Genomic DNA, 13,206 nt, shown 5'->3' on the forward strand with positions numbered 1-13,206 from the left:
AATTGCCCTGTGGGAAATTGCGCGTTCCTGTTGGAACGGCCGCCTAGGAGTGTTGCCAGTTGTGCGACCCAGCGTCAACAGTCGTGCGTGGAACGGCCGTGCCGAATGTCTCGGCTTCCCCGGGCGCGGCCACCGGCCGCGGCCGGCCTGCTCCGGACACCTGTGCCGACCTGCCCGCCCCGACCACCGGCCTCGGTCGGCCTCAGCCCGTCCCGGGAGCCGTCGCGGACAGACGTACGAGCAGGTACCCCGGGGTGGCGGGCAGCTCGACGACCAGTTCCGCCCGGTCCGCCCGCCAGTGGGCCGTACCGCCCGGTGCCGAGGGGTACAGGATCTCGGCACGCACCTCCCGGCCCGCCGGGCGCGGTACGGACAGGGCCAGGGTCCGGCCGCTCTCGCCGCCCCGGCGCCAGAGCGACACATAGGTCGTGTCACCGGACCGCAGCCCCAGTGCCAGCCAGGCGTCGGTCCACTCCGGCAGCCCCAGCGGCCAGCAGGGTACGGCCGACCGGAGGTCGTCGCGGATCGACTTGTACGTGGTCACCGCGTCCTGTACGAGGGCGAGTTGGGCCGGTGTCATACGGTCCAGGTGCCCGGACAGATGGACCCGGCCGAGCAGCGCCCCGCCCAGTGTGAAGACGATCTCGTCGTCGCTGAACTCCGGCTGCGGGTAGGCCCACACGGCGCCCTGTTCCGGTGGTACGACGGTGGGCGACGAGGCCGCGATCGGCGGATAGTGCAGCAGGTCCTGCTGGTCGCTGGTGGACTGGAGCTGGGCGACGGCGAGCGAGGCCCCGTCCATCCGCATCCCGCCGGACGCGCAGTTCTCGATGACCAGGTCCGGGTAGCGGTCGAGCAGGGCGGACAGCCAGTCCAGATAGGCGCGGACATGGCCGAGAAGACCGCCGCCGGGCGAGGTGTCCCCGGGCCCCTGCGTGCCGGGCGCCACGCTGATGTTGTAGTCGAGCTTGAGATAGCCCACACCCCAGTCGCCGACGATTCGGTCGATCGTCTTGTCGAGGTGCGCGCGGGCCGCCGGGTGGCGCAGATCGAGCTGGTGGCGGCCGTGTTCGGTGATACGGATGCCGTCGCGCTGGAAGAAGGCGTCGGCGGGAAGGGCCGCGGCGACCGGGCTGCGTACGCCGACGACCTCGGGCTCCAGCCACAGCCCGGGGACCATGCCGCGGGCGCGGATGTGGCCGAGGACCGCTTCGATCCCGCCCGGGAAGCGGCGCTCCGAGGGCTGCCACTCGCCGACGCCGTCCCACCAGCCCGGCGCGTCGTCGTACCACCCCGAGTCGATGCAGAAGTACTCCGCGCCCGCCTCGGCGGCCGCGTCGATGAGCGGGAGCAGCCGCTCGGTGGTGGGGTCGCCCATCAGGGTGTTCATGTAGTCGTTGAAGACCACGGGCAGGCCGGTGTGATCCGGGTGCGGACGGCGGACCGCACGCCGGTAGCCGGTGAGATGCGCGAGCGCGTCCTCGAAATCGGTGCCGAGAGCGAGCGCGGCCGGGACCGTGGTGAACTCCGCGCCGGGCAGCAGGCGTTCGCGCCACTGGTGCTCGGCATCGGTGGGGCCGCTCAGGGAGAGATACGAGGAACCGGCGCGCTCACCCGTGTCCCAGCGCCAGCCGGCCGCCGACTCGATCTGCCACAGCCAGCTCGCTCCGGTCGTACGGTCGGTCAGCGCGCCCATCGGCAGGTGGCCGTCCGACGGCCAGCTGCCGCGCCCGGCGAGGGCGAGGGCGGCACGGCTGTCGTGCTCGTGCGCCTCGCGGTTCAGCCCGGCGAGGGTGTCCCGTACCGGAGCCCGGTACCAACGGCATTCGGCGAGCCAGTCGTTGCGCGCCCGGTGGACGTCCAGGACATCGGGGGAGGGGAGGCCGCCGAGAAGGAGACTGCTGACGGACTGGACGACCAGCGGGTGTTCCCCCTCGTGCCGTATGCGTACCTCACCACGCAGTACGGCCACGCCGTCGGGGGAGGAGAGGCGCACCTCGGCCGTCAACCCGCTGTCCGGGTCGTGCAGTTCGATGTGGAGGCGGTGCCAGTCGCCCTGGCGTACGGCATGGTGGGAGCGGTGCCGCAGCCGTGAGCCGAGCGCGCTGTCGGTGAACCGTTGCCCCGACCAGCCGGTGCCATGACCGAGGGCCGTGATCTCGACGAGAGGGAGTGATGTCTCCGGGGGCGTGGCCGCTCCGGAGCCTTCGGATGCGACGGCCGCGACGCCGTCCGGTCCTGCCAGGCGGGTCATCCGCAGCGTTCCGTCGGGGGCGGCGGCGAACTCCGCTTCGAGCGCCCTGTGGCCCCAAGTGAAGTTCCCCTGGGTGCTGTTCGCTGCCTGACCGGTCAACGTGTCCCCTCCCGACTCCGCCGCCAGCGGCGGTATACGTCCGACGCGTGAAACCTTCGTTACGGTCTATTGACGTGCACATTGTGACCGGTCACAATCCTGGCATGAATGTGACCGGTCACACAAGGAAGACCGCGAGTATCAGGGACGTCGCCGCCGCGGCGGACGTCTCGTACCAGACCGTCTCCCGCGTGATCAACGGCCATCCGAGCGTGAAGGCATCGACCCGCGCGCGGGTCCTCGTCGCCATCGAGGAGCTGGGATTCCGGCGCAGCGCCACCGCGCACGCGCTGGCCAGCGGCCGTGCCCGGTCGGTCACCGTGCTCACCGCGAACACCACGCACTACGGCTACGCGGCGATCCTCCAGGGCATCGAGGAGGCGGCCCGAGGCGCCTCGTACGCCCTGGGCATCGGCGTACTGGAATCGGCCGACGAGGCCGCCGTGCGGGCGGAGGTCCGGCGCGCGGCCGACGCCGGCGGCGGGCTCGTCGTGATCGCATACGACCCGGCGGGGGTGGAGGCGCTCCGGGCCGTCCCCGCCGAACTGCCGGTGGTGGGCGTGGTCGAGACACCGTCGAGCCCGCCCGACGTCGACCGGCCCTGGGTGTGGACGGACGACCGGGTGGCGGCCTTCGACGCCACCCGCCACCTGCTCGGCCTCGGTCACGAGACCGTGCACTACGTGGCCATCCCGTCCAGTACCGGCGGCACCGCGCCCCGTACGGCCGGCTGGCGCGCCGCGCTGGACGAGGCGGGAGCGGCCCAACCACCCTGTATCCAGGGCGGCTGGGGCCCGGCCGGCGGTTACCAAGCGGGCCGGAGGCTGGCCGGGGACCCGGCCGTCACCGCGATTCTGTGCGGCAACGACGATCTCGCGCTCGGTGTGATCAGGGCGCTGCACGAAGCGGGCCGGGCGGTTCCCGGCGAGGTGAGCGTGGCCGGTTTCGACGATGCGCCGGGCTCCGCGTACCTCACCCCGTCCCTCACATCGGTACGACTCGACTTCGCGGGCCTGGGACGGGCGGCCTTCGGGCTGCTGCACGGGGTCGTCGAGGAGTCGGCGCCGGTGGCCCCGCACCCCGTATCCGTACCCGAACTGGTGGTCAGGGAGAGCTCGGGGCCACCACCGGCACCCGTCGACTCGCGGTAACAGCACCACGCGCCACGACCTTTCGCGCCACGCCCGTCGTATCACGCCCCCTCCGCCACGACCTTCTACGCAGTGAGGCAGATCCCGCGATGAAGAGACTCCTCCCCGCCCTCGTCCTGATATGCGCCACCGCCCTGACCGCCACCGCGTGCAGCGATCCGACCGTGCAGGGGGACAGTGCCGGTTCCGGGGCCGCCGCGAAGACCGATCCCACGGCGAAGCTCGACGGCGTGAAGCTGACCATGTGGACCGCGCAGAACACGGTCAACGCACCCGAGCAGGTCATCGACGCCTTCGAGAAGGCCACCGGCGCCACCGTCGACACGCAGGCGATCCCCGACCTGTACGAGCAGAACGTGCCGACCAAGCTCGCCTCGGGCGACAAGCCGGACCTCATGTTCTGGCAGCCCTCCCTCTCCACTCTGCCCTTCATCCAGCCCCGGCAGAATCTGCTCACCCTCGACAACGAACCCTGGGTGAACAAGCTCGGTGACACCGAGAAGTCGCTGGGCGTCGTCGACGGCAGGCGCTACGCGGCGATCGTCACCAGCCCCGCCATGCTCGGCGTCTACTACAACAAGGACGTCTTCCGGAAGGCGGGCATCACCGAGGCCCAATTCCCCAAGAGCTACGAGGAGTTGCTGAAGCTCGGCCACAAGATCAAGGACACGACGGACGCCGCCGCCTTCTACGAGGCGGGCGGCGACAAGTGGCCCATGCAGTGGCAGATGCAGGTACAGCTGACAGACCTCGACAAGCGCTGGTGGGCCGGCCTCAACAAGAACGAGGAGAAGTGGACCGACCCCGTCGTCGTCAAGGCCATCACCACGTACCAGCGGCAACTGCTCGGCGCCGGACTCGCGCAGAAGAACTACAGGACAGGCACCTTCACCGGGTCGGCAGACGCGCTGTGGAAGGGCGAGGCCGGCATGGTCCTCAATGTCACCTCCTTCCAGTCGCAGCTGCAGGCGAAGCACAGCACCGAGGAGATCGACAAGAAGCTGGGCTGGTTCCCGATCTCCCACTCGGACGACACCGGCATGTATTCGCCGGACCAGACGAACGGCGTCGTCGCCTTCAAGACCGGTGACGAGAAGCGGCAGAACGCCGCCCGCCAGTTTCTGGCCTTCTGGCTCGACACCGACTACGCGGACTACATCAAGATGATGAAGATCCCGTCCGTCCAGCCCGGTGTGCCCAGCCCGGACGGGCTCCCGGAGACCTCACTCGCCCAGATCGAGGCGCTGCCCACGGCGAACGGCGTCTTCCAGGCCAAGGCCATCGTCGCCCCGGACACCCACCTGTATCTCGCCGACATGATCTACGGCAAGAAGACCCCGAAGCAGGTGGCGGAGGCCATCCAGGACCAGTTCGCGCAGGTGGCCAAGGCGCAGGGCGCGCCCGGATTCTGATGCTGAATCAGATGGAGCCAGGTCAGGTCTGAGCGAGCGAGGGATGTCAGCGTGGCGGACACAGCCGTACGTACGCGGAGGGCGGCACCGCCCGCCCGCGGGCAGGAGAAGCGGGCGGGCCGGCTGCCCCGCGCGGCCGTTCACCACCCCTGGTGGTTCGCGCTGCCGGCGGTCGTGGTCTTCGTGGCCTTCTTCCTGGTGCCGAACCTGCTCAACTTCTACTACCCGTTCACCAATTGGTCCTCGTACCACCCGGACGTGGCCTTCACGGGACTCGACAACTTCCGGACGATCGCGGACGACGGCTCGCTGCTGAGAGCCATCAGGACCACGCTCGTGTACGCGGCCCTGGCCGCCCTCTTCCAGAACGGCTTCGGGCTCGGCCTGGCGCTGCTCCTGGAACAGGACACCCGCTTCAACCGCTTCTTCCGCGCCGTCTTCTTCCTTCCCGTCCTCATCTCGGCGCTCGCCGTCGGCTATGTCTTCCAGGCGCTGCTCGACCAGGACGGCGCGGTCAACGCCGTGCTGGGGACGGACATTCCGTGGCTGGGCTCCACCACCTGGACGCTGGTGCTCGTCTCCGTCATCCACGGCTGGAAGTGGATGGGCCTGTCGATGCTGATCTATCTCGCCGGGCTCAAGGGCATCCCCGGCGACATGCTGGAGGCCGCGAAGGTCGACGGGGCGGGGCCCTGGCGGACCTTCCGGTCGGTGCGCTGGCCGATGCTCGCGCCCGCCCTCACCTTCAACGTGACCACGGCGCTGATCGGTTCGATGAACACCTTCGACATCGTCCAGGCCACCACGGGCGGCGGCCCCGCCGCCTCCACCGAGGTCTTCAACATCTATATGTTCCGGGTCTTCGGACAGGGCCTGTACGCGCAGGCGTCCGCGATGAGCCTGGTCCTCTTCCTGATCGTGGTCGCCGTCGCGATCCCGCTCGTGATCGGGCTGCGCCGAAGGGAGCAGATGCTGTGACCGCGGTTCACCCGGCCCACGGAGGAAGCGGGGCCCACGGAGGTGCGGGAGTACGTGGAGGAAGCGGGGCCCGCGTCTGGCGACGCGCCCGCCCCGCCCTGGTGCTGCTGCTCGCCGGGCTGGCCGTGGGCGTACCGCTGTGGCTGGTCCTGGTGACCTCGGCCAAGCCACAGGGTGAGGCCGTCAAGCCCAACCTCGATCCGCCGCGACACTGGCAGAGCGCCGACAACTACGCGGACGCCGTCGGCCAGGGCGAGATGCTCCGGGGCTTCGTCAACTCCCTGCTGGTCGTGGTCCCTTCGGTGGCGCTGGTACTGGTGCTCGGAGCGGGCGCGGCCTGGGTCTTCGCCCGCCGCTCCTCGAAACTCGTGTCGGCGGCGTACGCCCTCACCATCAGCGGACTGCTGCTGCCGCCCGCCGTCATCACCATCGTCATGGAGTTGCGGCAACTCGGCCTCGCGGGCACCCGCCCCGGCATGGTCGCCGTCTACACCGGGATGTACCTGTCCACATCGATCTTCTTCATGACGGGCTTCATCCGTACGATCCCGGTCGAGCTGGAAGAGGCCGCCCGGCTGGACGGGGCGAAGCCGGCGCGGATCTTCCTGCGCATCATCCTGCCGCTGCTGCGGCCGGTCGTGGCCACCGCGACGATCATGGTGATGCTCTACGCCTGGAGCGACATCTTCTACGCCTTCTTCGTCCTCGGCGGCGGAGGCGCGGCGACCTTGCCGATCAACCTCTACCAGGTCGCGGGCGCACAGCTCTATCTCAACAACTGGCATCTCATCTTCGCGTACGTGGTGGTGATGAGTCTGCCGATGGTCGCCGTGTTCCTGGTGGCCCAGCGCAAGATCGTGTCCGGAATCACCAGTGGAGCCGTGAAGTAACCGGAGGTCCGATGAACACATTCCGCCCAGTCCGTGCTGTCGGGAGAACCAGGGTCTTTCGTTTGGACAAGGCCGGATCAGGGAGCGGTGCCAGGGTCCGCGAGCCCGGCAAGATCCAAACGAGAGGCCCCAGGCGCCGACTGGCAACCGTCATAGGAACGACCCTGCTTGGAGCGGTGATGACGGCAGGATTCCTCCCCGCCGGAGCCCAGGCTGAACAGCGGACGGAACACCGGACCGAGCAGCGGGCCGATCGGACGGCGGCTCAGGCGGCGGCCCAGCGCCTCACCGTCGACCTCGCCGCCCCCGAGGGCAAGGTCACGCTCGGCGCGAACGGCGCCCTGTACGGACTGGGCGACGACGGAGTGCCGAGCGACGCCGCCCTCGCCCCGCTGAAGATCACCAGTGTCTCGCAGAAGCCGGAGGGCGGGGCACAGCACCCCAACGGCGACGCGGTGACCGTCTCGAAGTCCTTCTTCCGCAACGGCGGCGGGGACGTCCTCGTACTGATGCAGGACGTCTACTCCAAGTGGCCGTACGAGGACCTCGGCATCGCCGACTACCTCGGCAAGGTCGACAAGATCGCCAGGGATATCGCGAACGCCCCGAACAGCGGCCGCTTCGTCTACGTGCCGTTCAACGAGCCCGACCAGATCTGGTACCAGCTGGGCGTCGCCGACCAGGCGACGTACGAGGCCAACCGTGACCGCTTCCTCAAGGACTGGAAGACCGTCTACCAGCGCATCCGCGCGATCGACCCGGACGCCAGGATCGCCGGACCCAACGAATCCAGTTACCACACACGGCTGTTGACGGACTTCCTCACCTTCGCCAAGAAGGAGAACGTCCTGCCGGAGGTGACGACCTGGCACGAGCTGGGACCGAACTCGCTGCGGGACTTCCAGGGTCACTACGACAACTACCGCGGCATCGAGAAGAACCTCGGGATCACACCGAGGACGGTCAACATCGACGAGTACGCCAACCGGCGTGACCTCTCCGTACCGGGCCAACTCGTCCAGTGGGTCTCGATGTTCGAACGGAACAAGGTCTTCGCGAACCAGGCGTACTGGGACGCGGCGGGCAACCTCAGCGGCAATGTCGTACAGACCAACATCCCCAACGGCGGCTGGTGGTTCTTCCGCTGGTACGCGGGGATGACCGGCCAGAGCGTCAAGGTCACCCCGCCCTCGGCCAACACCGTCGACACACTCCAGGGCCTCGCCTCGGTCGACCCCGCGCGAGGGCAGGCCCAGGCGCTGATCGGCGGGGCGTCCGGTGACGCGGACGTGGCCGTACGGAACGTCGACCCGAAGGTCTTCGGCACCTCGGTCACCGCGACCGTCGCCGAGGCCGCGTGGTCGGGCTACGAGGGCCGGCACGCCGCGCCGCGCGTCCTGTCGCGTACGAAGCTGACCGTCGCGTCGGACGGCTCCGTGACCGTGCCCGTCAAGGGCATGAAGCAGATGTCCGCGTACCGGATCGTGCTCACCCCGGCCGGCTCCGGCACCCCCGCGGCGGCCTCGGTCCCGTGGTCGGCCCCGTACGAGGCCGAGAACGCCAGGATCACCGGCGGTCAGGTCTACACCCAGGGCACGGTCTCCAACGCCAACGGTTACGCGACGTCCGGCACGAAGGACGTCGGCTCTCTCAACACGGCGGGCAGCAAGGTCGACTTCAGCGTCTCCGTCCCGAGCACCGGAACGTACGACCTGTCGATCCTGTACGGCAACCAGAGCGGCGCCCCGTCCACCCAGCTGCTCTCCGTCGACGGCGGCGCGGCCACGACGGTCGGCTATCCGTCCACCGAGAACTGGACCTACCGGGCGAAGAAGGACCTCACCGTCGACCTGACGGCCGGTACCCACACCCTCACCCTGGCCAAGGGCACCGGCGAGGTCACCCTCGACCGGATCGACCTGACCGCGCACACGACACCGTCGACCGCCTACGAGGCCACACTCGCCGATGTCTCCGGCAGTGTGTCGTACGACTACCGGGACTCCTCCGGCACCGGTACGGGCGGACTCGTCCTGGGCTCCGGCGCCAAGGCCGTGTTCGACGTGTACGCCCCGAGGGACGGCTACTTCACGGTCACCTCGCGCGCCTCCGCCGCCGTCCAGCTCTCCCTGCACGGCGAGACCGTGACCGCCGCCCCCGGCCAGGCGCTGAAGCTCTACCTCGTCGCGGGGAACAACCGCGTCACCGCGTCCGGCGGCGCGACCCTGCGCTCCCTCGACGTGGCGGGCTCCGGCTCGACGCCCGGCACGCTCAGCTACGAGGGCGCCCAGGCCCAACTCGTAGGCGGAGCAAGGCTCGTGGAGAGCGCGACCGCCTCGGCGGGCACCTATATCGGCTGGCTCGGCAACAGCGCGGCCAGCACCGCCACCTTCACCGTCGACGCGCCGCGCGCCGGCCGGTACGCCCTTGTCGTCTCGTACGGTCACAACGACCGGCGCGACAACGGGCACGCCTACAACACCGACATCATGTCCCGGACGGCGGACATCACGGTCGGGGGCGCCACCCAGAAGGTCACCTTCAAGAACACCTGGAGCTGGGACGACTTCTGGACCCTGGGCGTCCCGGTCACCCTGAAGCAGGGCAGCAACACCCTCACCATCGGCAACGCGTCCGCCTGGGCGCCGAACATCGACCGCGTCGAACTCGCCCCGATCCGGGGCTGATGCCGTCACCCGGCCATCTCCCGACAGCACACGAGGGCCGGTCCGACGTACGGTGTCGGACCGGCCCTCACGCATGTGCGGCCCCGTTCGCGGGTCCCCGGTCCACCTCGGCCGGGGACCCGCACGCGTCACCTGACGGCGGTCATGGTCCAGCGCTGATGGGCACCGGAGTTGGGGGCCCAGACCCCGACGCGGGAGCCGTCCTGGGTCGCCTGGCCCGCGACCTCCAGCAGTTTGCCGCCGTCCGCGCCGACCAGGGTGTAGGAGCCGTCACCGGTGGAGGACAGGATCCACTGGGCGGCCCGTCCCGGGCGTCCCCGGTCCTTCTCCAGGACCGGGGCGCCGTCGCGTACCGCCAGCCGGCGGCCGTCCACCGCGCTGGTGACCACATAACGCGCCCGGTTGTCGGCGCGGTTGCCCCGCTTCTCGCCCTTGTCGTTTCCGTCCGGCACCCTCTTGACCCGCCACAGCTGGCCGCGGTCGGCCGCGTCGGTGGTACGGATGACCGCGCCGGTGCCGTCGTCCGAGACGTCGAGCGCCTTTCCGCTGCCCGTGCCGGTCAGCCGGTACGGCCGGCCCGGCTGGACCGGTGCCGCGTCCCGCGCGGCACCGGAGACGCCCGTCACCAGCAGGCTGGTCACCGACTGGGCCGGCACGGTGACGGTGGCACTGGTGCCCGAGACGGCGACCGGTGCCCGCCTGACCAGCGCACCGCTGGTGTCCGTCACGACCGGTGTCACCGTCGCGCCCGGGGACACCTCGGCGAAGCCGGAGAGGTCCACGGTGACCTCGCGCGCCTGCGTCGAGTCGTTGACATGGACGATCGTGGCGCCGCGTCCGGACGCTGGTACGGCCGCCGTGCTCGTGGTGTCGTTCACCCCCACGAGCCGGTCCCCGGGGCGGATGAAGTGGGTGAAGTTCCTGGCGGTGTCGAACTTGGTGTTCGTCCGGACCGGGCAGGTCTCCAGGGTGTCCGTCGCGGTGCAGCTGAACGGCACCTGGACAGTGCCCCAGTTCCCGCCCTTGGCGGACTCACTGCCCGGCTTCATGTTGTCGTAGTCCTCCACCGGCTGCCAGAACAGCCAGGCGGACGGCTCCAGTTCGCGCAGGTCGTCCACGATGTGCCGGGCCAGCCCGAGGCCCGGCTTCATGCTCTTGAAGTCCTGGCCGTCGCCCCAGTCGCCGTCGACCTCGCTCATCCACAGCGGCTTGCCGGCGGCCTTGGCGATGTCCCGGACCGTGGTCCGGCCGCCGGTGCCGTACGTATGGACATTGAGCTGGGCGACACGGTCCCGCACGTCCTGCGGATACGACTCCCAGTTACGGGCGAACGTCGTCGGATTGGTCTCGTCCATCGCGGAGATGACCGCGTCGGAACTGGACCTGCCCAGCCGCTCCGCCAGCGCCCTGATGACCTGCTGCTGCCGCTCGGGACCTACGTGGGCGCCCTCCTGCCGGCCGCCCACCGGCTCACCGTCCGGGCCCAGCGTGGTGCCCCAGTACGAGGTGTTGGGCTCGTTGAACGGGTCGATGGTGTCGACCTTGATCTTGTTCGCCTTCTCCAGCCGCTCCACCGCGCCGGTCAGATAGGCGGCGAAGTCCGTTACGGCGTCGGGGCGCAGCTGGTCGGCTCCGGCATTGAAGTTGCCCGAGACGTAACCGCTCTCGGTCATGAACCAGGGAGGGGAGTTGCTGAACGCCTCCCAGTGATCGATGTCCTCGCTGATCCGGTCCACCCACCAGCGCTGCGTGGCATCCGCCCGCGGGTTCCAGTCGGCGCGGTCGTCGGCGGACCACCAGTCGATGTCGTCGCGGGTGGTGCCCGCGGGCGCCTTCCACCACCCCTCCACCGCGCCGCCCGCGCGCAGGTAGTCCTTGACGTCCGGGGCGTTGCCGCCGCCGATGTTGTATCTCGCGATGTTCAGCGCCAGGCCCTCGTCGCCGAAGATCAGTTCGGCCAGCCGCTCGCGTATCTCCTCGGGATAGTCGCCGGTCGCGTTGGCGAACCAGACGAGACTGGCGCCCCAGCCCTCGAACTCCTGGCCCGGGTAGGACGGATCGGGCCGTACGGTGACGGCGGAGGCGGAGGCGGATTCGTCGGCGGCCGCGGCCGTCGGTGGCCCCGCCGCCAGCACACCGCCGGCGGCGAGCGTGACGGCGAGAGCCACCGGCAGATACCGGTACCGGTTGGTACGTGATCGGTTCATCGTGAGGTCTTCCCTTGTCCGTGTCGCGTCATCGGGGGAGAAGTGCCGACGTGCCTGCGGTGGTGGGGGTGCGCGTCCCTTCTCTCGGGGAGGGCCCTCAGCGGCGTACCACCGCGACGCCGCGCGGAGCCAGTACGAATCGAGCACCTCGACGGCCGGATCGGCCGTGGTCAGTCGGTGCTGAAACCCTGGTCCTTGCCGTAGGTGAGCGACGCCTTCTGCCAGTCCGCCAGGCCCTGCGCCAGTTTGGTGTTCGAGACGTACGCCTTGCCGACGATGTCGTTGAAGACCGAGTTGGCGTAGACCTGGAAGGGCAGGTACGACCAGTCGTCGGCGACCTGGGACGCCGACTCGGAGAAGATCTTGTTGACTTCCTGTCCGCCGAAGTAGTCGAACTTCTTGGCCAGGAACTCCTTGGACTTGAGGTCGGCCGTGGTTGCCGGGAACGCCCCGTTGTCGACACGGGACTTCACCCCGGCGCCGGCGTTGGCGTACTCCATGAAGGCGTAGGCGAGTTCCTTGTGGGGGCTCGCCTCGGGGATGGCCAGTGAGCTGCCGCCGTTCTCGGCGCCGGCGGTACCGCCCGCCTTCCACTGCGGCAGCGGGGCGACCCGCCAGTCACCGGCCGTCTTCGGCGCGCCCGTCTCCAGGTTCGTGGGCATCCAGGCGCCGGTGGCCAGCGTGGCTATGCTGCCGTCGCCCAGGCCCTTGAACCACTCGTCGGTCCAGGACTCGACGGGCGCGAGCAGCTTGCCGTCGATCATCTTCTGCCAGGTCTTCGTGTAGGTGGTGCTGCCGGCGTCGGAGAAGTCGACGGACACCTTGGTGCCGTCCACCTTGTACGGGCGGCCACCGGCCTGCCAGATCATGCTGGTCGTGAACCCGGCATCGCCGATGTCGTTGGTGATGAAGACCTTCGGGTCGGCCTTGTGCAGCTTCTCGGCCGCCGTGACGTACTCGTCCCAGGTCTTGGGGACCTCGATCTTGTGCTTGTCGAAGATCTTCTTGTTGTAGTACAGGGCCATCGGGCCGGAGTCCAGCGGCAGCGCGAAGACCTTGTCCCCCGACGTGACCGCGCTCCGGGGGCCGGGCGAGAACGAGCCGGTCAGCTTGTCCGCGCCGTAACCGGAGAGGTCGACCAGGGACTTGGCCAGCGAGAACTGGCCCAGCGCGAAGTACTCGATCTGCGCGATGTCGGGCACGCCCTTGCCGGCCGAGATGGCGTTCTGGAGGGCGGTGTACTGGTCCTCACTGGTGCCCGCGTTGACAATTTTGATCTTGACCTTGGGGTGCGCCGCCTCGAAGTCCTTGGCCACCTGGGCCATGGTGCTGTCCCAGGTCCAGACGGTGAGGTTGCCGCCCTTCTTCAGCGCGGCATCGACGTCACCCGCCGATTCCGTACCGCTGTTGTCGGAGGAGCCACAGGCCGTCAGGCCGAGGGCGAGCGTCATGACGGACGCCAGGCCGATGCCGCGCAGGCGCAGCCGCGCTGTGCTGATCATCAGTGTCATCTCACTTCGTTGTCAGA

8 protein-coding genes are annotated in these 13,206 nt (G+C 69.4%); 5 read left to right on the plus strand and 3 right to left on the minus strand.

Annotated elements, in window-relative coordinates:
* Window positions 1-202: 202 nt before the first annotated feature.
* Window positions 203-2,353, minus strand: a complete 2,151-nt coding sequence (locus tag ACIQD6_RS28580) for a glycoside hydrolase family 36 protein (RefSeq protein ID WP_401887722.1) — start codon at window positions 2,351-2,353, stop codon at window positions 203-205.
* Window positions 2,354-2,457: 104 nt separating this feature from the next.
* Here ACIQD6_RS28580 and ACIQD6_RS28585 point away from each other — a divergent pair, with 104 nt between their 5' ends.
* The 5 genes from ACIQD6_RS28585 to ACIQD6_RS28605 all read left to right on the plus strand — a co-directional run bounded on the left by ACIQD6_RS28585 (window position 2,458) and on the right by ACIQD6_RS28605 (window position 9,471).
* On the plus strand, window positions 2,458-3,504 hold the full coding sequence (locus ACIQD6_RS28585) for a LacI family DNA-binding transcriptional regulator (RefSeq protein ID WP_401887725.1): 1,047 nt from the start codon (window positions 2,458-2,460) through the stop codon (window positions 3,502-3,504).
* 89 nt (window positions 3,505-3,593) lie between these two features.
* On the plus strand, window positions 3,594-4,916 hold the full coding sequence (locus tag ACIQD6_RS28590) for an ABC transporter substrate-binding protein (RefSeq protein ID WP_401887728.1): 1,323 nt from the start codon (window positions 3,594-3,596) through the stop codon (window positions 4,914-4,916).
* Window positions 4,917-4,967: 51 nt separating this feature from the next.
* Window positions 4,968-5,894 (plus strand): carbohydrate ABC transporter permease, encoded by a 927-nt coding sequence (locus tag ACIQD6_RS28595; protein ID WP_401887729.1) that lies wholly within the window; start codon window positions 4,968-4,970, stop codon window positions 5,892-5,894.
* A gap of 98 nt (window positions 5,895-5,992) precedes the next feature.
* The gene (locus ACIQD6_RS28600; RefSeq protein WP_401887908.1) at window positions 5,993-6,784 is read left to right on the plus strand and encodes a carbohydrate ABC transporter permease; all 792 of its coding nucleotides are present in this window, start codon (window positions 5,993-5,995) and stop codon (window positions 6,782-6,784) included.
* 179 nt (window positions 6,785-6,963) lie between these two features.
* Entirely contained in the window at window positions 6,964-9,471 is a 2,508-nt protein-coding gene (locus ACIQD6_RS28605) for a CBM35 domain-containing protein (RefSeq protein ID WP_401887732.1), read from the plus strand.
* Between the two features lie 128 nt (window positions 9,472-9,599).
* Here the strand turns inward: ACIQD6_RS28605 and ACIQD6_RS28610 are convergent, their stop codons facing one another.
* Both ACIQD6_RS28610 and ACIQD6_RS28615 read right to left on the minus strand, forming a co-directional pair.
* A complete protein-coding gene (locus ACIQD6_RS28610) occupies window positions 9,600-11,678 on the minus strand; it encodes an RICIN domain-containing protein (RefSeq protein WP_401887734.1) in 2,079 nt (692 codons plus the stop codon).
* Window positions 11,679-11,848: 170 nt separating this feature from the next.
* A complete protein-coding gene (locus tag ACIQD6_RS28615; protein WP_401887736.1) occupies window positions 11,849-13,180 on the minus strand; it encodes an ABC transporter substrate-binding protein in 1,332 nt (443 codons plus the stop codon).
* Between the last annotated feature and the right edge of the window lie 26 nt (window positions 13,181-13,206).

This window comes from Streptomyces sp. NPDC088400 (genome assembly GCF_044753355.1).
Taxonomy (GTDB): Bacteria; Actinomycetota; Actinomycetes; order Streptomycetales; family Streptomycetaceae; genus Streptomyces.